Origin of the sequence: Pseudomonas sp. NFR02, from assembly GCF_900119375.1 — a bacterium.
In the GTDB taxonomy this organism is placed as follows: Bacteria; Pseudomonadota; Gammaproteobacteria; order Pseudomonadales; family Pseudomonadaceae; genus Aquipseudomonas; species Aquipseudomonas paracarnis.
Genome location: NZ_FPJJ01000002.1, coordinates 516,654 through 540,304, shown reverse-complemented (window position 1 = coordinate 540,304; position 23,651 = coordinate 516,654). Strand labels below are relative to the sequence as shown.

Below are 23,651 nucleotides of genomic sequence, written 5' to 3'. Positions count from 1 at the left end.
TGTCCTTATCGGGGGCTGATGACGCGTCCTTGATGGTCCACCACCGGGCCGCTGAAGTGCGCGCCGCCGGCATCCAGCAACAGGCTGGTACCGCCGATTTGCAGGGTGATGCTCTGGGCATTCATGGTCAGGCTGGCAGCGCCGACTTTAATGTCGACCTGTTCACGGGAGCCGCTGACGGTGGTTGGGCCGTTGACCCAGTTGAAGGTATGGCTGGCATCGTCGTAGTCGCTTTGGGTGCCGTCTTGATGGCGCCGCCGGGTCAGCGTTGCCACGCTGGAGACCGGCGGGAAGCGATCACTGTTGAGGCCGAACAGGGCCACGGATTGCACACCGCCCTCCCCCCCGCCGTAGTTAAGCAGCAGGCATTGCTCACCCACCGTGGGGATGCGGGTTTCGGTTTGTGCACCGGCACTGGGGTTGAAAAAGCGGATCGCCGGGGTGAGCAGGTCACCGTGGCTGACCTTGCAGGTGTTGCTGGCCGCATCGACGTGCTGGCAGATGCCGATCCGGCAGAAGCTCTCGGCGCGGCGGTAGAGGTCCTCAAGCTGGGACTCCATCTCAGCCAGGCGTTCGACGATCGGTCCCAATTGCATGCGTAACAGCGCGTCGAACATGGGCTACTCCGCCAGTGGCTGGTATTGGGTTGGGTCGTCGATGTTGGAGACGTCCCAAGTGCAGGCAAATAGCGGTTGGCCTGTGGGATCGTCGAGTAACACCGGCCCCAGATAGAGGGTTTGCGTGAAGGAAACCGTCCAGGTGTCGTAGTCCGTTTCCACGGAAGTGCGCGCAGCGGGAGCGGCGACGATATTCGCCGGCAAATCGCACTGCGTCTGGGGCAGGTTCCAACGGTTATCCAACACCAGGTCCATGAGTTGGCTGGCCAGGTCGCAGGCATCGAACGGCAATGCACCGGGGGCGACCATGGCCCTCAGTGAAATGCTCAGCACGTGAGCCTTGCGCCCTTCGCGAGAGCGAATGCCCGGGCCATTGCCTTCGACCGTGACCTGCACACCGGTTTTTTCGGCGTCGCCCTTAAAGTCCTGGTGGCTACCGACCTTGATGTCCGGGAAGGCCGCGTGCAGCACCGCGCCGATGGCCTGGGGCAGTTGGGATGGCTTTTCGATAAGCGTCATTTTAAGTAGCGTCCTTGCAACAATTACTGCGGGTCCTGGCGGGAGCCTTGGTTGATCCCGATGCGCTTGGCTGCCCACCGTTCATAAAGACCGATGGCCACGTCGGCACCGGCCATGGCGGTCAGGCAACCAATGGCGCCGGCGGTCCAGATCGACATTCCGGCGGCGTAGCACAGCATCAGGGCGGAAACCCCGCAAACCATGCACGCCCCGGAACGCAGGGCCAGACGGCGGATCAGTGACCAACCGCGGGCGCCCTCCTTGTCGGCCCGCCACATCTCGCCGGATACGCCGCCGATCACTGCCAATACGATCACCAGCCAGATAGGCATTTCCGCTAACGCTTGCTGTTCATTTGTCATGTCACGCCTCCTGGCTGAGCAATAGATAGTCCGTCTTTCATTTACAAATGCTTGAGTAGGTAGGCATTCCAAAAAGCCCGGTCGCCCGGGCTTTTCAGTAATGATGTCCTCGGACTTTCGGCGCTACTGGCGCGGTACGGTCCTTTCCTCGATGTTTTTCCGACCACGATCCCTGTCTGCCGGATAACTGCTTCTGGTGCTTTATGCTGCACACCCGGGTCAGTTGCCAACCCTCTGAACCGTTAAGGCCGGTTCATCGCTGCCTGTTGTTGAAGCGGTGAAACTAAAGAGCGTCGGCATCCTTGCCGGTGTTGCCTGGCATCCCTGCCATCGCTTCGATGGCGTCCTTGCCGATGTTGCGTGCCTTCCTTGTCTTCCTTGGCAGCATCCTTGCCGCCTCCACCAGGCCTTGTTGGCTGGCTTGAGATGAAGAATATGCATGTATGCATATCCAGTCAATGCACAAACGCATTTATTTTTGCTGCGGAAATGCGCATATGCATTAGAAGCCTTACTGGATTGGGGTTTGCCGGTTTTCTGCGGGCGAAAAAAAACCCGCACATGGGCGGGTTTCTTCTTACGCGTGGGGGTTAGCGGGCGTACATACCCCACCAGAAAACATGACCGAGGATGCTGATCTGCTCGTCCTGGATATCCTGGAAGCTGTAGTCCTCATCGGGGTGTTCATCACGATTGAAGCTGCGCAGGCGGATACCGGAAGGCAGGCGGTAGAGCTGTTTAACCCGCAACTGGCCGTTGTGATTGATGGCATACAGGTCGCCATCGACGATGTCGCCAATGCCGCTCTTGCCGGCATTGACCCCCACCGTGGCGCCGTCGCGCAACACCGGCAACATACTGTTGCCGCGCACCGTCACGCACTTGGCCTGGTCGAACTGCACACCGTTATGCCGCAGGCTGCGCTTGCCGAACCGCAGGCTGGCCTTTTCGCTTTCCTCGATGACGAATCTTCCTGATCCAGCAGCCAATTCAACCTCGCGCAGAAAGGGGATCGACACCTCGTCATCATTGACGGGGGTGTCGTCGTCCCACAGGCTTATGTCCTTGAGTTCCGAATGCATCGGGTCGCGCCCGTCATCGCGCAAAGCGCCCACTGCTGCGCGCCCGCGCAGGTAATCAGTGCTCACGCGAAAATACTCGGCGATACGGGAGATGTGTTTATCCGACGGATCAACGATCTTGCCGCTGAGGATCCGGGACAGTGTGGATTGAGGCACGCCAGTGCGTCGGTGAAGCTCCGTGGGGGAGATCCGGTCGCGGTCCAGCAGCTCTCTTAAGACGATAGAAACGTTGCGTTTTTGCATAGCGCGGATAGTGACGGGAGTTTGGGGGGTTGGCAAATGCTAATTTGCATATTTATGCATTAAACATCCGGACCTCACTTAATTCGAATCGGAATACTGTATATACAACCAGTTATCGACGCTCTATTATTCCGACAGCTTGGTATTGCTGCCGATCAACACCTTGCATGTCGACAACTCAAGGCCTATGTATAAAACTCTTTGACAACGTAGCCAGCAACGACGGAGGTGCTCATGGCTTATTCAGCGCTAGCTGTCGCTAACGCCTTCATTGAACGTGCGAAGGAAGGCAAGCTTTCGGGCCTGACGCCCATGAAGCTGCAAAAACTGCTGTTTTATACGCAGTCCTGGCATTTGCGCGAACGGGATCAGCCCCTCATGGATGATCACTTCGCCCGCTGGCAATATGGCCCGGTCATTCCGTCGCTTTACCATGAGTTAAAATCCTACGGTAATCGCCCGGTGACCGCGTTGCTCAGCAACCTGAAGCCCGACGCCGAAGACATTGTCTTCGTGACACCGAGAGTGCCTGAGAGCGATACCTACACCCATCGTTTGATTGACCGGATCATCAACAAATACGGCAAGTGGTCTGGCACCCAACTGTCCAACCTCTCCCACGAGGACGGCACAGCCTGGGCCCTCAAGGGCGCCGACGGTTCGGCCATCGACTGGGAAGACATGGCCACACTCATTCACCCAAAGAGCCGCATCCGTGAGTGAAGAACTCGACAACCTGGAACTCACCTTGCCCCCCGTGGCAGGGCCTGACCAGGACACCCAAGCCGGTGGCGAGCAAGCCATAGGCACCGACGATGAAAGAAGCCAGAACCTCAAAGACCAGAAGGCTGAAAGGCAACTGCGCAAGAAATATGCGGGGCGTGCGTTTTGGTTCGCTGCGTGCGGGGTGATCTTCTGGGGGGTCCTGCTGGTGTGGAATGGCTGGTCGACGTATTACTCGGGTAACGCGCCGTTCTCGGACAATGTGTTGATTGCCATCACTACGGCGACTTCAATCAACTTGTTTGCGGCGTTTCTTGGGGTGATCAGAGGGTTGTTTCCGGCTAGTGGGCGTAAATCCAAATAGTCTGGTCGTACTCATACCCTGACTTCTCTCTATCCGGCATTGAGGTGTGAGCACGCAAAAGTCAGTTAATCATCTTCAAGGCACTGATCGGTTTTTTTAGTTTTTGCCGAGCTATCCAGCAGCGACCGGCTGCAAAAATCGCACCGAGGTGGAGTTTCATCTTGCGGCCAACACCTCGGATTTCCGCCACGTCTGTATTGCGCAAGACCCGGTCCCGCTTAACCGGGTCGGTGCTATTGACCACCCCGACCAGCATCAACTGAAGCCGCAGCCGCGGCGGCTTCTGTCGTCGGCCAGTCAGCGGCGCGGAGTCTGCAAGGCGTGGTAGCCGTAATCGGCGCGAGCTTTGCGTAAAGGAACGCCCGCCTCGATAGCCGCACGAATATGTTCTTCGGCCTGGTGGATTTCTTCGGCCACCTCCAGCACTTCGCTCAGTGAGCCGGCCGGAATCACCACCAGGCCGTCAGCGTCGCCGCGCAACCAATCATCGGGTTGTACCCGCACGCCACCCAGCGTAACGGGCGCCTGGATCGCTTCGACACGCACGCGATCCTTGCCAGTGCGCATCCAGTTCCCCCGGGAAAAGATCGGGTAGTTAAGCTCCAACGCACGGTCGACATCGCGGCAGATACCGTCAATCACCGTCCCGGCCAACTGCTTACGGGCGGCGGTAGAGGTCAGTAAATCGCCCCACACGGTGGTGTCGAGCCGCGCCTGGTTGTCGATCACTACCACCTGGCCAGCCTCAAGGTCGTCGATGTAGTCACCCACCGAGCCGCCGTCCAGGCCAATAGGGCCGTAGCGCAGGGTCCAGGCTTTGCCTGTGAGGTTGAACGACCCGTCCAGAGGCAGGATGTCGGTGCACTGGCAAACGATTTTCAGGCGGTCCATCGCATCGCTGAGGTCGGTGCAACTCAGGGCTTCGAGGCGGGTAACAATAGAGGTTTGCATGATGTGGCCTTCCTTGTGTCCTGTGGGTTAACGCGCGGTGGCGTCGGCACTGAATGCGTGGATCTTGTCGACGATCTGGCGTGACGCCGTCCGGATTGCCGTGGTGGTATTGCCAGCGATGTGCGGCGTCAATTGCGCATTGGCAATAGCGGTCAATGGCGAGTCGAAGCGGTCTTTTTCAAGGGCAAAGGTATCGATGGCGACGGCTTTGATATGCCTGGGAAACTGGCGCATGAAAGCGGCCAACCGGTGTTCGTCGACGATCCCGCCGCGCGCGGTATTGATGAGGATTGATCCCTGGCGCATCTGCTGGAACTCGGCGGTGCCGAACAAGCCTCGGGTCTGCGGGGTGAGCGGCACGTGGATCGAGACGATGTTCGCCTCGGCCAGTAACTGTTCAAGACCTGCCCGCCGTTCAAGCCCAAGGCTGTGCGCCACCGGTTCGGTAAAACGTTCGGATCCGGTGGCGATCACCTTGATGCCCAGCGCCGCAGCCTTGCGCGCCACCTGCCGGGCAATGCTGCCGGTGCCCACCAGCCCAAGCGTCAGTTCGGCGTATTCGCAGGCAGGTGCCAAGGAGCCTTTTGCCCAATGGCCGTTGTGCGTTTCAGCGTTGTAGTCATCCAGGTCGCGCGACAGAAACAGCGCCTGGGCCACGACGTATTCGGCAACAGCGGTCGCGTTGGAGCCCGGTGTGTTGAGGATCGCCACGCCACACTGCTCGCACGCCAGCCGATCAATATGATTGATCCCTGTGCCAGCCTGGGCAATGGCGCGCAGTGGCGTGGCCAACGCCGGCGAGGTGGCAGCGCGGATCAGGCCAGCGCCCAACGGGATGTTCAGGCGCGTCTTGAACACGCTGTAACCCCCGGCCTGACTCACGGCGGCAATAAAGCCAGGCTCGTCATGGCAGTTGATCTCGGCATAGTGAATGCGCGTGCCGTAGTGCTGCCGGATGCACTCTTTGTCCGCGAAATAATGCAGGTTGAGGGTGACGCCCAGGCCCAGTTCAAGAAAGCGATCGACTTCCTCAAACAGTAACGGCGGCCCGGGGGCATCCAGTATCAAGGTGGTAAATGCCATACAGTTGATCCTCTTGGAGGGTAGCGCCTGCCGATACCCAGGTTGCCCTGGGCATCGGGGTTAATCACCAGGTGAAATGGTGGGCGCTTGCGGGATCGACCAAACCTGCATCGGTACTCACGGCCGCGAGGAACCCGCTGTAGAAATCATTCAGCGATGACGACTGGATGAACGCGGGATTGCTTTTGGCGTAGAGCAGAAACAAGCGATAGATTCGCAAGTTCTTTTCCTTGAGATAGACCTCGGCCCTGAGGCTGGGCCAGAGGTTGAGCAAGCTGCCTTCCTTGATTTTCCATGGATCCGCCGGCTCGGTGCCGTTGGTGGCTTTGTACACGAAGCGCTTACCTTCAATCACTTCCAGGTGCAGGCTGGCCAGCAGCTGTTCGGCGGTACCGACGGCTTCGGTCTTCAAGGCTTGCGCCAGCCTCTGGATGTGGGCCTTTTCCGGGATGCTGCCGGTCAGGGTCAGCCAGGCGCATTTGAGGTCGGTTCGCGCAATGGCGTAGGCCATGCCTTTGACGTAGGTGTGAAAGCTCTCATCCTCGTTGAAGGCCTTGGACAAGCAAGTTGCCGGCTCTTGCGCAAACTGCCCGACGCCGATCAGTTCGCTGTGCAATCCACCGGCCAGCAAGGCGCGGGTCCAGGGAATCGCACGAATGGCATCGGGACGCGACTCGAACACCTTGATGTTGAAGATACGAGAAGGCGGCCGGGTGCCTTTGGCGGTGGCCCTGACCACATCGAATCGCGCCAGGTCCCGCAGCAGGGAAGGCAGCGCCGGATGCTCGAAGAACGTCGCCTGGTAGCGGCGCACCACGCCCCCCCAACGTTGAACCCTGCCGGCAATGACCTCCTCGGACGGCTGCGGCTTGGGCTCGGCGTGCATACGGTACAACTGGCTGAGAAAGTTGACGGACTGGTTGCGGGTCAGCAGATGAGCGCGCATCTCCGCGCAGCCGGCCAGCATGAAGCGGGTTTCCGGGCCCTCCAGCGCGCCGAACTCCTGCAAGGTCTCGGCGATCACCCCATTACACCGTGCGGGATTTTCATCCGGTCGCGATAACGGTCAATCATTTCAAACCGTTCCACCGCGTTGCGCGCATCGTGCATGCGGATATAGCTCGCATCCTGCTCCATCAGCGCAATGTAATCCTGGCCGGCATATTGCTCGACTTTCCGCGTGTAAATCGGCGTGGTGCGTTGCAAATACTCCTGCCACAGGGCAGCGGGCGTCCGGGCCGCCCCGCCCTCCAGCGCGACCTCAAGGGCGGCCTGACGCGCACGCTCATCCAGCTCGTGATAGTGCCGGCCCTGGCCCAGGCCGATGGTTTCCAGCCACTGACTGGAAAGGATCTCATCGACCACGCAGCTGAACATCTCGGCGTTTTCACGAAACTCGATATCCAGATAGTGAAAGCCAAACGCATGCACCCGCAGCAGCAGACGGTCGATGGCGGCGGGCTGGGTAAAACGGATGCTGCTCAGTGCGTCGATCAGTTCGGCGGGACGCTTGAAATGCTCGGGATGATCCTTGCCCACGCGAGCACGAATCTCTTCAAGGCGATGCCGTGCGCCGCCGTCCTTGATCAGACTGTCGATATCAGCGATGTAGCGATTGCGCAGCGCCGTTTCCAGCGCCACCACCAGGGTTTCGGTGTGCTGGTTGGTGTCATAGGGGCGGCCATCCTTGTCGCCGTATAACCAGGTGAACAAAGTCAGCCATTTTTCCTGCGGCGCCAGGCCCAGGGCGTGATGCACGTCGGGCAACGCGTCATACACACTGTCGGCGTAAAAAATCTGTGACTCGATATCGGTGCCATTACTGCCCGACCACACGGCGTTGTACAACTCCAGCAGAAGCTGCGCAGTGACTTGAGGCTTTTTCAGGCCACGATCCTCGACGTGCTGTGCCAGTTTCTGCAAGACCAGCACAACGGAATGCTTGAGCTGATCGGTTTCTTTGCACAGCACTCCCAGGCTGATATTCACGCCCGCAGGCGCTGCAATCAACTGCGGATCGAGCGTGAGCAACTGACGAGGCAGACTGGCTTGCGAAGCAATCTGGGTCGCCACACCCCTGACCGACAATTCGAACAGCAGTTGCTTGATCAGTAACAACTTCCAGAATGCCTCGACGTCTTTGCTGGAGCGCGATTCGAAGAACGCCTTGCCCAGAGCTGCGGCCAATTTCGAATCACCCTTGTCCAGATACGACAGCGTATCGATTTCAGCATAGATCCTGAGACAGGCACGGGCATGCGGGGTGTGGGAAGCATCATCCGTGTTGGCCTTGAGTGCGTGCTCCAGGGCTCGCCATAGGACGTCATGCAGTAGCGCGGGGTTGGTATGGCCGATTGAGGGGCGAGTTGATGCATTTTCCAGTATGGAGTTGATCACATGATTCATGGGTTCAAGCCTCGATAATTGTCAAATCCCTTGTTTGCAGCGCGCCGAACAGACACACGCAAAATCATCAATGTCCCAGGCTTAACCCACTGCGTCGCAACGAACGGAACTCACCTGTTCGCCGACAGAAAGCCCCCTTGTCGATACCGAAAAACGGCAAAAAAAATGAAACAATTTGTTACATCTGTGAGCAATAAAACATGCTCCGAATTTTTCGACAAAAGACCTTTTTGGAATAGAGAGCCAGAAAAAAATGATAGGAAGCTAATAAAAATCACATCAACGATTCTTTTTAGTGCGGATGTTTTTTCTAAAACCCTGATTATTCGAAATTATATTCACCCGCTCAAAAACGCTCGCCCCAGGAAGGATCTCGCGAAGGCACGACCTGCGAGCGCAACTTAAACAATTCTTCATAAACACGGCTTTATGAAAAACCAGAGCAGGTTCACGCATTAACAGCGGTGTCTCCTTGCAAAACGCCTTGCACCCCACCTCCAATCTTCTCCACGTCGCCAAGCTGCTCGTAGAAGATGCGGCGATGACCAAGGAGACGGACCGTTACGCCTGGGCTTCGCATGACTTGCAGGAAATGGTCAAGGCGGTGGTTGATGATGGGGTGAAGGTGTTGGATTCGCCGGTTAATACCCAGTAAGCCGCGAAAATAGAAAAGGCGGGCAACCGCTAACCTGTGGCGGCGCCGCTCCTTTAGTGGTGGATATCGGGGCGGCACCACTTTTGCTTTTTACCTATCCGTTTGCGACCTGCGAACCCCCGACCTCGCGTGTTAACCTTGCCGCCATCGCAAAAAATGCTGGGCCAAGCGCCCCCTTTGCCCCATCACTTTCAACGAATTTGCCTACTACCCAATGAGTAAAAACACTTCAGACCTGTCCTCCCACACCCCGATGATGCAGCAGTACTGGCGCCTGAAAAACCAGCACCCTGATCAGTTGATGTTCTATCGCATGGGCGACTTCTACGAGATCTTCTACGAAGACGCGAAGAAGGCCGCCAAGCTGCTGGACATTACCCTGACCGCGCGCGGGCAGTCGGCGGGGCAGTCGATTCCGATGTGTGGGATTCCTTATCACTCGTTGGAAGGCTACTTGGTCAAGCTGGTCAAGCTGGGCGAGTCGGTGGTGATCTGTGAGCAGATCGGTGACCCGGCCACCAGCAAAGGGCCGGTGGAACGCCAGGTGGTGCGCATCATCACCCCAGGCACGGTGAGTGATGAGGCGTTGCTGGATGAGCGTCGCGACAACCTGATCGCTGCGGTATTGGGCGATGAGCGTCTGTTCGGCCTGTCGGTGCTGGATATCACCAGTGGCAACTTCAGCGTGCTGGAGATCAAGGGTTGGGAAAACCTGCTGGCGGAGCTGGAGCGTATCAATCCGGTGGAGTTGTTGATCCCGGATGATTGGCCCAAGGACTTGCCCGCCGAGAAGCGTCGGGGAACCAAACGTCGTGCACCGTGGGATTTTGAACGTGATTCGGCACTGAAAAGTCTGTGCCAGCAGTTCTCGGTGCAGGACCTTAAAGGCTTTGGTTGCGAAACCCTGACCCTGGCTATCGGCGCTGCCGGCTGCCTGCTCAGCTACGCCAAGGAAACCCAGCGTACCGCCCTGCCGCACTTGCGCAGCCTGCGCCATGAGCGTCTGGACGATACCGTGGTGCTTGATGGCGCCAGCCGTCGCAACCTGGAACTGGACACCAACCTGGCCGGTGGCCGCGATAACACCCTGCAATCGGTGGTAGACCGTTGCCAGACCGCCATGGGCAGCCGTTTGCTGACCCGTTGGCTGAACCGTCCGCTGCGGGACTTGACCGTGCTGCAAGCACGCCAGTCTTCTATTACTTGCCTGCTCGACGGCTACCGCTTTGAAAAATTGCAGCCGCAACTGAAAGAGATTGGCGATATCGAGCGCATCCTCGCGCGGATCGGCCTGCGCAATGCGCGGCCCCGTGACTTGGCTCGTCTGCGCGATGCCTTGAGCGCCCTGCCGCAGTTGCAAGTGGCGATGACCGAACTGGACACGCCGCACCTGCAACAGCTGGCCGTGACGGCCGGTACTTATCCAGACCTCGCAGCACTGCTGGAAAAAGCCATCATCGACAACCCGCCGGCGATCATTCGTGACGGCGGTGTGTTGAAAACCGGCTACGACAGTGAGCTGGATGAGCTGCAATCCCTGAGCGAAAACGCCGGGCAGTTCCTGATCGACCTGGAAGCCCGCGAAAAAGCCCGTACCGGCCTGGCTAACCTGAAAGTCGGCTACAACCGCGTGCATGGCTACTTTATCGAGTTGCCGAGCAAGCAGGCGGAGTCGGCGCCTATCGACTATCAACGTCGCCAGACCCTCAAAGGCGCCGAGCGTTTTATCACCCCAGAGCTCAAAGAGTTCGAAGACAAGGCGCTGTCGGCCAAAAGCCGCGCCCTGGCGCGGGAAAAGATGCTGTACGAAGCCTTGCTCGAGGACCTGATCAGCCGCCTGGCGCCGTTGCAAGACACCGCCGCCGCCCTGGCGGAGCTGGATGTGTTGAGCAACCTCGCCGAACGGGCGCTGAACCTGGACCTCAACTGCCCACGGTTTGTCAGCGAACCGTGCATGCGCATCGTGCAAGGCCGTCACCCGGTGGTAGAGCAGGTGCTGACCACGCCGTTCGTTGCCAATGACCTGTCGCTGGACGACGATACCCGCATGTTGGTAATCACCGGTCCGAACATGGGTGGTAAATCCACCTACATGCGCCAGACCGCGTTGATCGTGCTGTTGGCGCATATCGGCAGCTTCGTACCCGCAGCCAGTTGCGAATTGTCGCTGGTGGACCGCATTTTCACGCGGATCGGCTCCAGCGATGACCTGGCCGGTGGCCGTTCAACCTTTATGGTGGAAATGAGCGAAACCGCCAACATTCTGCACAACGCCACCGAACGCAGCCTGGTGCTGATGGACGAAGTAGGTCGCGGTACCAGCACCTTCGACGGCCTGTCCCTGGCTTGGGCCGCGGCCGAACGCTTGGCGCATTTGCGTGCGTACACGCTGTTCGCCACGCACTACTTCGAGCTGACGGTGTTGCCGGAAAGCGAGCCGCTGGTGGCCAACGTGCATCTCAATGCCACCGAGCACAACGAGCGCATCGTGTTCCTGCACCATGTGCTGCCAGGGCCTGCGAGCCAGAGCTACGGCCTGGCCGTGGCGCAGTTGGCCGGTGTGCCGAACGAGGTGATCACCCGTGCCCGCGAACACCTCAGCCGCCTGGAAACCACGGCCCTGCCCCATGAAACGGTGGTCGCCAGCCCGGCCAAAGCCAGCAAGAAACCCGCCGCGCCGCACCAGAGCGATATGTTCGCCAGCCTGCCCCATCCAGTGCTGGATGAGTTGGCAAAGCTTGATCTGGATGACTTGACGCCGCGTAAAGCGCTCGAAATGTTATATGCACTGAAGACTCGGATATAACGCAGACGCTTGCAAGCTGATAGAATCTCGCGCGGTTTGGGATGCTGCGGGCTTTTAGCCTGGTCCGCAGACTATCGCTCTCAAACCTCGCGAACCCCACCACAAGGGGTTTCGCTGCCGCCGCCTGAGGAGAAAATTAGAAATGACCTTCGTCGTCACCGACAACTGCATCAAGTGCAAGTACACCGACTGCGTAGAAGTCTGTCCGGTGGACTGCTTCTACGAAGGCCCGAATTTCCTGGTTATCCACCCGGATGAGTGCATCGACTGCGCCCTGTGTGAACCAGAATGCCCGGCCGTCGCGATTTTCTCCGAGGACGAAGTGCCTGCGGGCATGGAGCAATTCATTCAGTTGAACGTCGAGTTGGCAGACATCTGGCCAAACATCACTGAGCGCAAAGATCCGATGCCGGACGCCGCCGAATGGGATGGCAAGCCCAACAAGATTGAGCAACTAGAGCGCTAAAGCGCCACTGCCCAACAAAAAAAGGCCCTTGAGGGCCTTTTTTGCGTTCGGGTGCCTGGGTTCACTTTTCTACAGGCAAAAAAAGGGGCGGTATGACCCGCCCACATTTTTTCCCTAGTCCCTGTATTCCTTTTCATCATCCTGATGAATCGCATCCTGCGACGTTCCTTCAAACCATCGTTCCTTGATGGCTGTGCCAATCCGTGGACACAGGGCTGATGTTAGAGCGTTCCAAGGGAAGTTCAACGCGATCCCCACGGCGGGCTGACAAACTTTGCCGCTCGCCAGCATGAAAATAATCGTTATTTTTCAAAAAGATAGATAATAGCTTCGTCGATTCAAGACGTACGCAACCGCTAAAAAAACCAAACACTTACGAAAAAGTAAGCGAATGCTTACACGTGCATTGCGCAAAGTAGCAACAAGCCCTTTTGGCGCCCCACCTGTAGGAGCGAGCTCGCTCGCGAAAAACCTGAGAGCACCACGGATCGTCAGGCTTTTCGCGTAACCGTTAAAGCCTAATCAATCGTCGCTCACGGTAATGGTCGGCATTGCCGGCGCCGTCGCTTCCTGCAAAACAATCCGCGCACCGACGTGACGGGCCAATTCCTGATAGATCATCGCGATCTGCCCATCGGCCTCTGCCGCGACGGTAGGTTTGCCACCATCGGCCTGCTCGCGAATCTCCATCGCCAATGGCAGCGATGCCAGCAGTTCAACGCCATACTGAGTAGCCAGCTTCTCTCCCCCACCTTCACCGAACAAATGCTCGGCATGCCCGCAGTTGGAACAGATGTGCACCGCCATGTTTTCCACGACGCCCAGCACCGGGATGTTGACCTTGCGGAACATCTCCACACCTTTCCTGGCGTCCAGCAGCGCCAGGTCCTGAGGCGTGGTGACAATCACCGCACCGGCCACCGGCACTTTCTGCGCCAGGGTCAGTTGAATGTCGCCGGTGCCTGGCGGCATGTCGATCACCAGGTAGTCGAGGTCGCCCCAAGCTGTTTGTGTGACCAGTTGCAGCAACGCACCAGAGACCATTGGCCCGCGCCAGACCATCGGCGTGTTGTCATCGGTGAGAAACGCCATGGACATCACTTCCACACCCAGCGACTCGATCGGTACAAACCATTTCTGATCCTTGACCTTCGGCCGTGTGCCTTCGGCGATGCCGAACATCACGCCCTGGCTCGGCCCGTAGATATCGGCATCGAGAATGCCCACGCGCGCCCCTTCCCGGGCCAAGGCCAGGGCCAGGTTGGCCGCGGTGGTGGATTTACCCACGCCACCCTTGCCGGAAGCCACCGCCACCACATTCTTGACGTTGGCCAGACCCGGGATCTGCGCCTGGGCCTTGTGCGGCGTGATCACGCATTGGATGTCGACCTTGGCCGAACCCACACCGTCGAGGCCCTCGATAGCCATTTGCAGCATCTGCGCCCAACCGCTTTTGAACAGGCCCGCGGCATAACCCAGTTGCAACTGCACCGACACCTGGTCGCCCTGGACCTCGATGGCACGTACACAGCCGGCACTGACCGGGTCCTGGTTCAAATAGGGGTCGGTGTACTGGCGAAGAACGGCTTCCACCGCTGCGCGATTGACGGCGCTCATGGGCTACTCCCGAAAAAAAGACTGACTGAAACAGGCGGCTATCCTAACCGTTCCAGCCGCCGAACGGCATGCTTTCGAAAGTACGGAAGATTCTGAAACAGCGTCACGGGGTGAAATAAATTTCCCGGCGCTTTATAGTGGCCGACCTCCGTTTCATCAAGTAGCCGAGCCCCATGTCCGAGCCACGCAAGATCCTCGTCACCAGCGCCCTGCCCTATGCCAATGGTTCGATCCATCTTGGCCATATGCTTGAGTACATCCAGACCGATATGTGGGTGCGCTTCCAGAAGCATCGCGGCAATCAATGCATTTATGTCTGCGCGGACGACGCCCACGGTTCGGCCATCATGTTGCGCGCCGAAAAGGAAGGCATCACCCCGGAACAGCTGATCGCCAATGTGCAGGCTGAACACAGCGCCGACTTTGCCGAGTTCCTGGTGGACTTCGACAATTTCCACTCGACCCACTCCGACGAAAACCGCGAGCTGTCGAGCCAGATCTACCTGCGGTTGAAGGAAGCCGGGCACATCGACCAACGTTCGGTGACCCAGTATTTCGACCCGGAAAAGAAAATGTTCCTGGCCGACCGTTTCATCAAGGGCACCTGCCCGAAATGCGGCACCGAAGACCAGTACGGCGACAACTGCGAAAAATGTGGTGCGACCTACGCACCGACCGACTTGAAGGATCCCAAGTCAGCGATCTCCGGCGCCACGCCGGTGCTCAAGGACTCGCAGCACTTCTTCTTCAAGCTCCCGGATTTCCAGCAAATGCTGCAAACCTGGACGCGCAGCGGCACCTTGCAGGACGCCGTGGCCAACAAACTCTCCGAATGGCTCGACAGTGGCCTGCAGCAGTGGGACATCTCCCGCGACGCGCCGTACTTCGGCTTCGAGATTCCGGGCGAGCCAGGCAAGTATTTCTATGTATGGCTGGACGCGCCGATCGGCTACATGGCCAGCTTCAAGAACCTGTGCGATCGCACCCCGGAGTTGGACTTCGACGCGTTCTGGGGCAAGGACTCCACCGCCGAGCTATACCACTTCATCGGCAAGGACATCGTCAACTTCCACGCGCTGTTCTGGCCGGCAATGCTTGAAGGCTCGGGCTACCGCAAGCCGACCGGCATCGCCGTGCACGGCTACCTGACGGTCAACGGCCAGAAAATGTCCAAGTCCCGTGGCACCTTTATCAAGGCGCGCACCTACCTGGACCATCTGTCGCCGGAATACCTGCGCTATTACTACGCATCCAAGCTGGGCCGTGGTGTGGACGACCTGGACCTGAACCTGGAAGACTTCGTACAGAAGGTCAACTCGGACCTTGTAGGTAAAGTCGTCAACATCGCCAGCCGTTGCGCCGGGTTCATCCACAAGGGCAACGCCGGTGTACTGGTAGCCGAGAACGCCGCACCGGAACTGACCGACGCCTTCCTGGCCGCCGCGCCGAGCATCGCCGACGCTTATGAAGCCCGCGACTTTGCCCGCGCCATGCGCGAGATCATGGGCCTGGCCGACCGCGCCAACGCCTGGATCGCCGACAAGGCGCCATGGTCGCTGAACAAGCAGGAAGGCAAGGAAGCGGAGGTTCAGGCGATCTGCGCCACCGGGGTCAACCTGTTCCGTCAGTTGGTGATCTTCCTCAAGCCGGTGCTGCCATTGCTGGCCGCCGATGCCGAGGCGTTCCTCAACGTGGCGCCGTTGAGCTGGAACGATCACACCACCTTGCTCGGTAATCATCAGTTGAACGCGTTCAAGCCCTTGATGACCCGGATTGACCCGGTGAAAGTCCAGGCCATGACCGATGCTTCGAAAGAAGACCTGGTGGCCAGCCAGACCGATACCGGCCAATCCGCGCCGGCGGGCAATGGCGAGCTGGTCAAGGACCCGATTTCCCCGGAAATCGATTTCGACGCCTTTGCCGCCGTGGACCTGCGCGTGGCGCTGATCATCAAGGCCGAGGCCGTGGAAGGCGCCGACAAGCTGCTGCGCCTGACGCTGGATATCGGTGACGAACAGCGCAACGTGTTCTCCGGCATCAAGAGCGCTTACCCGGACCCGTCCAAGCTCGATGGTCGCCTGACCATGATGATCGCCAACCTCAAGCCACGAAAAATGAAGTTTGGCATTTCCGAAGGCATGGTGATGGCTGCGGGCCCTGGCGGCGAAGAAATCTACCTGCTGAGCCCGGACAGCGGTGCCAAGCCGGGTCAACGCATCAAGTAACCTCTGCAAAATGCCCCGCTGTTGCTACAGCGGGGCTTCTCAGCTTGCCCTCCTCCCTGGACCGGGCATCAACGCTATGATCACAGCATGAACCTCATTCAACGTATCGACGCGCTGCTGCCGCAGACTCAATGCGGCAAGTGCGGGCACCCGGGCTGCAAGCCCTACGCAGAAGGCATCGCTAAAGGCGAAGCCATCAACAAGTGCCCGCCCGGTGGGCAGGAAACCATTGCCGGGCTCGCGCAACTGCTGCGCCTGCCGGTACTGGAGCTGGACACCAGCCGTGGAGATGCGCCTGCGCAAGTCGCCTATATCCGCGAGGCCGAATGCATCGGCTGTACCAAATGCATCCAGGCCTGCCCGGTGGACGCCATTGTGGGTGCCGCCAAGTTGATGCACACCGTGATTGTCGACGAGTGCACCGGTTGCGACCTGTGCGTTGCGCCTTGCCCTGTCGACTGTATCGAGATGCGCCCACTTGCTGACGTTCTGCCTATCGTCGGTGACTTAGCCAGCAACGATGATGAACGGCGTGTACGCGACCGCAAACGCAACCGGGCGCGGCGGCGCTTCGAGCAACGTAACGCCCGCCTGCAACGTGAAGAAGCCTACAAGCTCGCCGAACGCCTGGCACGAGCCAAGCGCACAGCGCCGATGGAGGTGGCACCGGTTGATAACACTCAGGCCGCTCAGGACACTGCGATCAAGCAGGCCAAAAGCAGCGTCGCCATGAGTCGCGCTCAGTTGCACAAATCCTTGAAAGCGTTTGGGCATCCGCCGACCTTTGAGCAACAGTCGCAATTGATTATGCTGCAGCGGCAGTTCGAGGCATCCGAGCAGGCGCTTGCCGCACTGGAGGCCAACAGCTCACCGCAGCCACCAAAGACGACCACTAAAAGCGCCGAGTTCAAGCGCGCAAAAATCCAGCTGGCCATGCGCCGTGCAGCGTTGAAAAAGGCTCAGGATCACCATGCCGACGAGCATCAATTGGCAACCTTGAAAGCCGCATTGAATGCCGCCGAGCAAACGCTGCAAGATGCCGAGGCCAACGGCTGACCCAGTGCGCTGTGTATTGCTAACATCACGCCGACCGCCTGCAAGGAAACGCCTGTCCCTATGAATGCCGCAAAACGCCTGGAAATCTTCCGCAGGTTTCACGAAGACAATCCGGAACCGAAAACCGAACTGGCCTACTCCTCACCGTTCGAATTACTGATTGCGGTGATCCTATCGGCTCAATCCACAGACGTAGGCGTTAACAAGGCCACGGCGAAGTTGTACCCCGTGGCCAATACACCCGCCGCGATTTACGCCCTGGGTGTGGAAGGCTTGTCCGAATACATCAAGACCATCGGCCTGTATAACAGCAAGGCCAAGAATGTGATCGAAACGTGCCGCCTGTTGTTGGAGCTGCATGGGGGTGAGGTGCCACAAACCCGCGAAGCCCTCGAAGCCTTGCCAGGCGTGGGCCGCAAAACGGCGAACGTGGTGCTCAATACGGCGTTTCGGCAGTTGACCATGGCGGTGGACACGCACATTTTCCGCGTCAGCAACCGAACCGGCATTGCACGGGGCAAGAATGTGGTTGAGGTGGAAAAGCAATTGATGAAGTTCGTGCCCAAGCCCTATTTGCTCGACTCCCACCATTGGCTGATCCTCCACGGACGCTACGTTTGCCAGGCCCGCAAGCCGCGCTGCGGCAGCTGCCGTATCGAAGACTTGTGCGAATACAAGGACAAGACCTCCGACGATTGAGCGATCATTGCTTTTTGTGATCAGGCGATTGAAAAAATCTTTTTTACCCGTTCGCGGATTATCGCTATAAGGAGCCCCAACGGCAGTCTTAGCCTGGAGTTGACCTTATGAGCGCTGGCAACGAACAACTGGAAGTGGAAGACGACCTCGTTGAGTCGGATGACGATGTGGTAGAGGCACCTGTGGCAGAGGTGGCCAAGACCAATTTAAGCAAACGCCGCACTATCGACAATCTTCTGGAAGAGCGACGCTTGCAAAAACAGCTGGCCGATTACGACTTCGATCTCTGATCGAGCCGTTGGCGGCCGGAAGCCTCCCTGACGGAGGCTTTTTTCTGCCGGTTACACGGGTATTCAAGAGATGCAATATCCTCCTAGACCAGGCCGTTGCGCTGGGCCAGTTCGATCAAGTCCACGAGGGACCTGGCATTGAGCTTGAGCAGCAAGCGCGTCTTGTAGGTACTGACGGTTTTGTTGCTGAGGAACATGCCATCGGCAATCTCCTTGTTGGTTTTGCCACGGGCCAGTTGCTGCAGCACCATCATCTCCCGCCCCGATAAGCGTTCGACCATGTCGGCTTCACTGGCATTGCCCATGGTTGACCGCACTGAGTTGAGCGCCTGGTTCGGGAAATAGCTATAGCCGGAAAGCACCGCCTTGATGGCACTGAGCAACTCTGTCAGATCCTGCTGCTTGCACACATAGCCGGCGGCACCCGCCTGCATGCAGCGCATGGAAAAATGGCCAGGCGCCTGGGACGTCAGCACCAGCACCTTGAACGAGACGGCTTGCTTGGTCGAAGCCAGCCGACAAATAACTTCCAAGCCGTCGAGCTTGGGGATTCCGATATCCAGTATCACAATATCCGGCATATGTTCCCGTGCAAGTTGCAACGCATCGACACCGTTATCAGTCTCGGCAACGACCTCATAACCATGACGCTCCATTAGCATGCGCACAGCAAGACGAATGACGGGATGATCATCCACGATCAGCACTTTATTCATGAGAAAGTCCAATTTCGCTGTTCGAATTATTTAGAGCAAACACAATAGCCTAGTCGATTACTAGTTGGCATAGCATTCCACCCCGAGCAAGAGCAGGCAGAGACCCAACCCACAAGAAGATAGGAATTAACCTACAAAAATTCGCCAACTTAGATGCATGTAGCTTTATGGTTGCTTTCAGACCTTTCCCGGCGCGCACATATTTTGAGTGAAATGTCTGGGGCATGAGCCCCTGAAGGTAAACGTGCCGCACAAGACTTTCAGGAAATGCCCCTTGCTTGTCGCAATGACGCCCGCAAACCGACCCGGAAAAACCGTCCGCATTAGTTCCATTTAACATATTTCAACACTTCCGCAATTCCTACAGAAAATTCAACAACTCACATCTCCATTGCAACTACATGAGTGAATTTTCTGTCAGACATAGTTCCTCCCCAGATGTAAAAAATGATTCAGCCTTAAAAAAAATAAACCGGTAAATAATTGCGCAAGTTACGAAAAAACCTTAAACACACGCTAAACGCTAATAAACAGTGCGACATCTAAAATCCAAGCAAAAAAAATGGCCCCTTGCATAAGGGGCCATTCTTCACGACAGGCGCACGGTTCAGAACAACGAGCGGCCCTTGTTGGCAGCAATGCGCATGCGCAGTGCGTTCAACTTGATGAAGCCTGCCGCGTCCGCCTGATTGTAGGCCCCGCCGTCTTCTTCGAAGGTGGCGATGTTGGAGTCGAACAGCGACTCATCGGACTTGCGGCCGGTGACGATCACGTTGCCCTTGTACAGCTTCAGGCGCACAACACCGTTCACATGAGCCTGGGAGGCGTCGATCATCTGTTGCAGCATCAGACGCTCAGGGCTCCACCAGTAACCGGTATAGATCAGGCTGGCGTACTTGGGCATCAGCTCGTCTTTGAGGTGAGCGACTTCGCGGTCCAGGGTGATGGATTCGATGGCGCGGTGGGCGCGCAGCATGATGGTGCCACCTGGGGTTTCGTAGCAGCCACGGGACTTCATGCCCACGTAACGGTTCTCGACGATGTCGAGACGGCCGATACCATGCTGGCCACCGATCCGGTTCAGGGTCGCCAGTACGGTGGCCGGGGTCATTTCAACGCCGTCCAGCGCAACGATATCGCCGTTACGGTAAGTCAGTTCCAGGTACTGCGCCTTGTCTGGAGCGTTCTCCGGGGAGACGGTCCATTTCCACATGTCTTCTTCGTGCTCGGTCCAGGTGTCTTCCAGCACGCCGCCTTCATAGGAGATGTGCAACAGGTTGGCGTCCATTGAGTACGGCGACTTCTTCTTGCCGTGGCGCTCGATCGGGATGGCGTGCTTTTCAGCGTAATCCATCAGCTTTTCACGGGACAGCAGGTCCCATTCACGCCACGGCGCAATGACTTTAACGCCTGGCTTGAGTGCGTAGGCACCCAGTTCGAAACGGACCTGGTCGTTGCCCTTGCCGGTGGCGCCATGGGAAATGGCGTCGGCGCCGGTTTCGTTGGCGATCTCGATCAGGCGCTTGGCGATCAGTGGACGTGCGATGGAGGTACCCAGCAGGTACTCACCTTCGTAGACAGTGTTGGCGCGAAACATCGGGAAGACGAAATCGCGGACGAACTCTTCGCGCAGGTCGTCAATGTAGATCTCTTTCACGCCCATGGCTTGCGCCTTGGCACGTGCAGGCTCGACCTCTTCACCCTGACCCAGGTCAGCGGTGAAGGTCACCACTTCACAGTTATAAGTATCCTGCAGCCACTTGAGGATCACCGAAGTGTCCAGGCCGCCGGAATACGCGAGAACGACCTTGTTTACGTCGGCCATGCCATCACTCCACGGGGTTGTACGGAAAGGCGACGATTCTACCGATCAAAACCGTGAAATTACAGGGGCGCGACAGCAAATGAAGATAAAGCGACAGATTATGTCGAGTGGGCGACCGATGGTCGCCCTTATGAGGTAGCCGCCGGGTTGCTTGGCGCAATGGTCTGGGGCGCCGGTTTCTCGGGGGCAGCCACGCGCTCCAGCTGAATATTCACACGGCGGTTACGCGCACGGTTGGCGGCATTGGTGTTGGGCGCCAAGGGGTAGCTTTCGCCATGGAAGCGCATCGTGATTTGCGATTCCTGAATGCCGTTGGCCTTGAAGTAGTCCATCACCGCCAGGGCGCGGCGCCGTGAGACGTCACGGTTGGTCAGGCGATTGCCACTGTTATCGGAATGACCGTTCAACTCGACATGATTGACCGTGGGATCGGCTTTCATGAATGCCAGGATCACCGACAACTTCTTCTTGGCCGCCGCGTCCAGCTCAATACCACCACCGGGGAAGCCCACTTCAGTCTGTTTGACCTGGTCGTAATTCATGGGCAGCAGCTTGGTGGTGCACACCTGATAATCGTTGTACGCCTTGTTGAACTTCACAGGCAGCAGGCGAATTTCCGAGTAGCCGCCTTGACGCCCGTAATGCCGCACGGTCGGGCTGCGCCCTTCAAGCAAACCCGTGAACAGGCGGCCGGCCTGGGCCTGGGAGCTATTGAACAGGACGTCGCCGCTGCCGACACGCACGGCTCCAAGGTTGATATCACCTCGGCCCGGCTGCCACGGCGCGGCCGCGGCCAATAAGGTTGCCGAGCCGGCGCCAAGGGTGCCGCCATAGGTTTTCAGACGAAACGTCGCCTGTTCGCCGGCCCGGCGTACGAATTCACCGGAACCGAAATCGCTGATCGGCTGGGTCAGGCGGCACTCGAACTGATCGCCCTCTACCTTCCACTCAATATTCTCCAGACGTGTCTGGAACGTGAGGGCCGCCGCAGGCAGGCTGGCGAACACACTGAGCAGGGCTAGATAATACTGGCGCACGGGAGGCTCCACTGGTTTCTACAACACTTCAAAGCGTCATACATCGTTAAGGCATACCCGGAGATATCGGTAGCATCCGGCAAAACTTGATAGCGAGTGCCTGCAAGAGTCTTTTCCGGTAGCATTCCCACCAGATTGACCCGCCTGGAATCCCCAATGTCCGACCGCCTGACCCTGCTGCGTCCCGACGACTGGCATATTCATCTTCGCGATGGTGCTGCGTTACCTCAAACCGTGGCCGATGTCGCGCGCACGTTTGGCCGCGCCATCATCATGCCTAACCTCGTACCTCCGGTGCGCAATGCCGCAGAAGCCGACGCCTATCGCCAGCGCATCCTCGCTGCGCGACCGGCCGGCAGCCGCTTCGAACCGTTGATGGTGCTCTACCTCACCGACCGCACCCAGCCTGAAGAAATCCGTGAAGCCAAGGCCAGCGGTTACGTGCACGCCGCCAAGCTGTACCCGGCAGGCGCGACCACCAACTCCGATTCCGGCGTGACCAGCATCGATAAGATCCTGCCGGCAATCGAAGCCATGGCGGAGGTCGGCATGCCATTGCTGATCCACGGGGAAGTCACCCGTGGCGATGTGGACGTGTTCGATCGCGAAAAAATCTTCATCGATGAACACATGCGTCGTGTGGTCGAGCTGTTCCCCACGCTCAAGGTGGTGTTTGAACACATCACCACCGCCGATGCGGTGCAGTTCGTCAGCGAGGCGTCGGCCAACGTTGGCGCGACCATCACGGCCCATCACCTGCTCTACAACCGCAACCACATGCTGGTGGGCGGGATTCGGCCGCACTTCTACTGCCTGCCGATCCTCAAACGCAACACCCATCAGGTAGCCCTGCTGGATGCCGCCACCAGCGGCAACCCGAAGTTCTTCCTAGGCACCGACTCGGCGCCCCACGCCCAGCACGCCAAGGAAGCCGCATGCGGCTGCGCCGGCTGCTACACCGCGTTTGCCGCCATCGAGTTGTACGCCGAAGCGTTTGAACAACGTAATGCTCTGGACAAGCTCGAAGGTTTCGCCAGCCTCAACGGCCCGCGTTTCTACGGCCTGCCGGCGAATACCGACCGCATTACCCTGGTTCGTGAAGACTGGACCGCCCCTGCCAGCCTGCCGTTTGGCGAGCTGACCGTTATCCCGCTGCGCGCCGGTGAAACACTGCGCTGGCGCCTGCTGGAGGAAAGCAAGTGAGTGAAGACCATTACGACGACGAACAAGAGCACGGCGGTGGTGGCTCGCGCCATCCGATGGCCGAGCGTTTTCGCGGCTATCTGCCGGTTGTCATCGACGTAGAAACCGGTGGTTTCAACTGCGCCACCGATGCCTTGCTGGAAATCGCCGCAACCACCATCGGCATGGACGAACAGGGCTTTGTGTACCCGGAGCACACCCATTTCTTTCGCGTCGAGCCGTTTGAAGGCGCCAATATCGAAGCCGCTGCCCTGGAATTCACCGGGATCAAGCTCGACCACCCACTGCGCATGGCGGTAAGTGAAGAAGCGGCGCTGACCGACATCTTCCGTGGCGTGCGCAAGGCATTGAAGGCCAATGGCTGCAAACGTGCGATCCTGGTCGGCCACAACAGCAGTTTCGACCTGGGCTTCCTGAACGCCGCCGTGGCGCGGTTGGACATGAAGCGCAACCCGTTTCATCCGTTCTCCAGTTTCGACACCGCAACGCTTGCAGGCCTGGCCTACGGTCAGACCGTTCTGGCCAAAGCCTGCCAGGCGGCCGGTATCGACTTTGACGGGCGTGAAGCCCACTCGGCCCGCTACGACACCGAGAAGACCGCCGAGCTGTTCTGCGGCATCGTCAACCGCTGGAAGCAGATGGGCGGCTGGGAAGACTTCAACGACTGAAGTCAAATCCCGCGCATAAAAAAACCGGCCTTTTCAGG

The 23,651-nt window shown here is 58.4% G+C and carries 22 protein-coding genes and 1 pseudogene; 11 read left to right on the top strand and 12 right to left on the bottom strand.

The window, feature by feature from the left end:
* Positions 1-5: 5 nt before the first annotated feature.
* From BT199_RS08110 to BT199_RS08095, 4 genes are all read right to left on the bottom strand, one after another.
* Entirely contained in the window at positions 6-617 is a 612-nt protein-coding gene (locus BT199_RS08110) for a phage baseplate assembly protein V (protein WP_038449087.1), read from the bottom strand.
* A gap of 3 nt (positions 618-620) precedes the next feature.
* Positions 621-1,136: a hypothetical protein gene (locus BT199_RS08105; protein ID WP_014717158.1), complete on the bottom strand. Its 516-nt coding sequence runs from the start codon at positions 1,134-1,136 to the stop codon at positions 621-623.
* A gap of 23 nt (positions 1,137-1,159) precedes the next feature.
* The gene (locus tag BT199_RS08100; RefSeq protein WP_005785384.1) at positions 1,160-1,498 is read right to left on the bottom strand and encodes a phage holin family protein; all 339 of its coding nucleotides are present in this window, start codon (positions 1,496-1,498) and stop codon (positions 1,160-1,162) included.
* A gap of 590 nt (positions 1,499-2,088) precedes the next feature.
* Positions 2,089-2,832: a LexA family transcriptional regulator gene (locus BT199_RS08095; RefSeq protein WP_172832690.1), complete on the bottom strand. Its 744-nt coding sequence runs from the start codon at positions 2,830-2,832 to the stop codon at positions 2,089-2,091.
* A gap of 225 nt (positions 2,833-3,057) precedes the next feature.
* On the opposite strand from BT199_RS08095, the gene BT199_RS08090 reads away from it, so the two are divergent.
* On the top strand, positions 3,058-3,546 hold the full coding sequence (locus BT199_RS08090; protein ID WP_014717156.1) for a Panacea domain-containing protein: 489 nt from the start codon (positions 3,058-3,060) through the stop codon (positions 3,544-3,546).
* A complete protein-coding gene (locus BT199_RS08085; RefSeq protein ID WP_072434268.1) occupies positions 3,539-3,910 on the top strand; it encodes a hypothetical protein in 372 nt (123 codons plus the stop codon). Before BT199_RS08090 ends, BT199_RS08085 begins: the two co-directional genes overlap by 8 nt.
* 297 nt (positions 3,911-4,207) lie before the next feature.
* Here BT199_RS08085 and BT199_RS08075 read toward each other — a convergent pair whose 3' ends face one another.
* From BT199_RS08075 to BT199_RS27395, 4 genes are all read right to left on the bottom strand, one after another.
* Positions 4,208-4,861, bottom strand: coding sequence for an RraA family protein (locus BT199_RS08075; RefSeq protein WP_072434266.1), 654 nt, complete (start codon positions 4,859-4,861; stop codon positions 4,208-4,210).
* A gap of 27 nt (positions 4,862-4,888) precedes the next feature.
* Complete coding sequence (locus BT199_RS08070; RefSeq protein WP_072434265.1) at positions 4,889-5,944, bottom strand: NAD(P)-dependent oxidoreductase; 1,056 nt, start codon at positions 5,942-5,944, stop codon at positions 4,889-4,891.
* 64 nt (positions 5,945-6,008) lie between these two features.
* Positions 6,009-6,968: a hypothetical protein gene (locus BT199_RS27400; RefSeq protein ID WP_256575936.1), complete on the bottom strand. Its 960-nt coding sequence runs from the start codon at positions 6,966-6,968 to the stop codon at positions 6,009-6,011.
* On the bottom strand, positions 6,965-8,350 hold the full coding sequence (locus BT199_RS27395; RefSeq protein WP_256575935.1) for a phosphoenolpyruvate carboxylase family protein: 1,386 nt from the start codon (positions 8,348-8,350) through the stop codon (positions 6,965-6,967). The genes BT199_RS27400 and BT199_RS27395 overlap by 4 nt, the downstream gene beginning before the upstream one ends.
* A gap of 451 nt (positions 8,351-8,801) precedes the next feature.
* Here BT199_RS27395 and BT199_RS08060 point away from each other — a divergent pair.
* The 3 genes and pseudogenes from BT199_RS08060 to fdxA form a co-directional block, all read left to right on the top strand.
* Positions 8,802-9,005: pseudogene (locus tag BT199_RS08060) on the top strand (DUF3077 domain-containing protein); the annotation flags it as partial.
* 214 nt (positions 9,006-9,219) lie between these two features.
* A complete protein-coding gene (mutS, locus tag BT199_RS08055) occupies positions 9,220-11,811 on the top strand; it encodes a DNA mismatch repair protein MutS (RefSeq protein WP_038449077.1) in 2,592 nt (863 codons plus the stop codon).
* 142 nt (positions 11,812-11,953) lie between these two features.
* A complete protein-coding gene (gene fdxA, locus BT199_RS08050) occupies positions 11,954-12,277 on the top strand; it encodes a ferredoxin FdxA (protein WP_014717148.1) in 324 nt (107 codons plus the stop codon).
* A 522-nt stretch (positions 12,278-12,799) separates the two neighbouring features.
* Here fdxA and apbC read toward each other — a convergent pair.
* Entirely contained in the window at positions 12,800-13,894 is a 1,095-nt protein-coding gene (gene apbC, locus BT199_RS08045; protein ID WP_014717147.1) for an iron-sulfur cluster carrier protein ApbC, read from the bottom strand.
* Positions 13,895-14,067: 173 nt separating this feature from the next.
* Here apbC and metG point away from each other — a divergent pair, with 173 nt between their 5' ends.
* The 4 genes from metG (at position 14,068) to BT199_RS08025 (ending at position 18,164) form a co-directional block, all read left to right on the top strand.
* Positions 14,068-16,119, top strand: a complete 2,052-nt coding sequence (gene metG, locus BT199_RS08040; protein WP_072434264.1) for a methionine--tRNA ligase — start codon at positions 14,068-14,070, stop codon at positions 16,117-16,119.
* A gap of 87 nt (positions 16,120-16,206) precedes the next feature.
* Positions 16,207-17,175, top strand: a complete 969-nt coding sequence (rsxB, locus tag BT199_RS08035; protein WP_072434263.1) for an electron transport complex subunit RsxB — start codon at positions 16,207-16,209, stop codon at positions 17,173-17,175.
* A gap of 60 nt (positions 17,176-17,235) precedes the next feature.
* A complete protein-coding gene (gene nth, locus BT199_RS08030; protein ID WP_003188989.1) occupies positions 17,236-17,874 on the top strand; it encodes an endonuclease III in 639 nt (212 codons plus the stop codon).
* Positions 17,875-17,981: 107 nt separating this feature from the next.
* Positions 17,982-18,164 (top strand): PA3496 family putative envelope integrity protein, encoded by a 183-nt coding sequence (locus tag BT199_RS08025; RefSeq protein WP_014717144.1) that lies wholly within the window; start codon positions 17,982-17,984, stop codon positions 18,162-18,164.
* 83 nt (positions 18,165-18,247) lie between these two features.
* Here BT199_RS08025 and BT199_RS08020 read toward each other — a convergent pair whose 3' ends face one another.
* From BT199_RS08020 to BT199_RS08010, 3 genes are all read right to left on the bottom strand, one after another.
* Positions 18,248-18,880 carry a response regulator transcription factor gene (locus BT199_RS08020; RefSeq protein WP_003188986.1) on the bottom strand — a complete coding sequence of 211 codons (633 nt, stop codon included), beginning with the start codon at positions 18,878-18,880 and terminating at the stop codon, positions 18,248-18,250.
* A 607-nt stretch (positions 18,881-19,487) separates the two neighbouring features.
* The gene (locus BT199_RS08015; protein ID WP_003188984.1) at positions 19,488-20,705 is read right to left on the bottom strand and encodes an argininosuccinate synthase; all 1,218 of its coding nucleotides are present in this window, start codon (positions 20,703-20,705) and stop codon (positions 19,488-19,490) included.
* 128 nt (positions 20,706-20,833) lie between these two features.
* On the bottom strand, positions 20,834-21,742 hold the full coding sequence (locus BT199_RS08010) for a flagellar protein MotY (protein WP_019817696.1): 909 nt from the start codon (positions 21,740-21,742) through the stop codon (positions 20,834-20,836).
* A 156-nt stretch (positions 21,743-21,898) separates the two neighbouring features.
* Here BT199_RS08010 and pyrC point away from each other — a divergent pair, with 156 nt between their 5' ends.
* Both pyrC and rnt read left to right on the top strand, forming a co-directional pair.
* Complete coding sequence (gene pyrC, locus BT199_RS08005; protein ID WP_014717142.1) at positions 21,899-22,945, top strand: dihydroorotase; 1,047 nt, start codon at positions 21,899-21,901, stop codon at positions 22,943-22,945.
* Positions 22,942-23,613 carry a ribonuclease T gene (gene rnt / locus BT199_RS08000; protein ID WP_003188980.1) on the top strand — a complete coding sequence of 224 codons (672 nt, stop codon included), beginning with the start codon at positions 22,942-22,944 and terminating at the stop codon, positions 23,611-23,613. The genes pyrC and rnt overlap by 4 nt, the downstream gene beginning before the upstream one ends.
* The last annotated feature ends 38 nt before the right edge of the window (positions 23,614-23,651 follow it).

Excerpts from the sequence above, each read along its gene's own strand:
- BT199_RS08110 (WP_038449087.1), bottom strand. The coding sequence starts at position 617 with ATGTTCGACGCGCTGTTACGCATGCAATTGGGACCGATCGTCGAACGC.
- BT199_RS08105 (WP_014717158.1), bottom strand. The coding sequence starts at position 1,136 with ATGACGCTTATCGAAAAGCCATCCCAACTGCCCCAGGCCATCGGCGCG.
- BT199_RS08100 (WP_005785384.1), bottom strand. The coding sequence starts at position 1,498 with ATGACAAATGAACAGCAAGCGTTAGCGGAAATGCCTATCTGGCTGGTG.
- BT199_RS08090 (WP_014717156.1), top strand. The coding sequence starts at position 3,058 with ATGGCTTATTCAGCGCTAGCTGTCGCTAACGCCTTCATTGAACGTGCG.
- BT199_RS08075 (WP_072434266.1), bottom strand. The coding sequence starts at position 4,861 with ATGCAAACCTCTATTGTTACCCGCCTCGAAGCCCTGAGTTGCACCGAC.
- BT199_RS08070 (WP_072434265.1), bottom strand. The coding sequence starts at position 5,944 with ATGGCATTTACCACCTTGATACTGGATGCCCCCGGGCCGCCGTTACTG.
- BT199_RS27395 (WP_256575935.1), bottom strand. The coding sequence starts at position 8,350 with ATGAATCATGTGATCAACTCCATACTGGAAAATGCATCAACTCGCCCC.
- mutS (WP_038449077.1), top strand. The coding sequence starts at position 9,220 with ATGAGTAAAAACACTTCAGACCTGTCCTCCCACACCCCGATGATGCAG.
- fdxA (WP_014717148.1), top strand. The coding sequence starts at position 11,954 with ATGACCTTCGTCGTCACCGACAACTGCATCAAGTGCAAGTACACCGAC.
- apbC (WP_014717147.1), bottom strand. The coding sequence starts at position 13,894 with ATGAGCGCCGTCAATCGCGCAGCGGTGGAAGCCGTTCTTCGCCAGTAC.
- metG (WP_072434264.1), top strand. The coding sequence starts at position 14,068 with ATGTCCGAGCCACGCAAGATCCTCGTCACCAGCGCCCTGCCCTATGCC.
- rsxB (WP_072434263.1), top strand. The coding sequence starts at position 16,207 with ATGAACCTCATTCAACGTATCGACGCGCTGCTGCCGCAGACTCAATGC.
- nth (WP_003188989.1), top strand. The coding sequence starts at position 17,236 with ATGAATGCCGCAAAACGCCTGGAAATCTTCCGCAGGTTTCACGAAGAC.
- BT199_RS08025 (WP_014717144.1), top strand. The coding sequence starts at position 17,982 with ATGAGCGCTGGCAACGAACAACTGGAAGTGGAAGACGACCTCGTTGAG.
- BT199_RS08020 (WP_003188986.1), bottom strand. The coding sequence starts at position 18,880 with ATGAATAAAGTGCTGATCGTGGATGATCATCCCGTCATTCGTCTTGCT.
- BT199_RS08015 (WP_003188984.1), bottom strand. The coding sequence starts at position 20,705 with ATGGCCGACGTAAACAAGGTCGTTCTCGCGTATTCCGGCGGCCTGGAC.
- pyrC (WP_014717142.1), top strand. The coding sequence starts at position 21,899 with ATGTCCGACCGCCTGACCCTGCTGCGTCCCGACGACTGGCATATTCAT.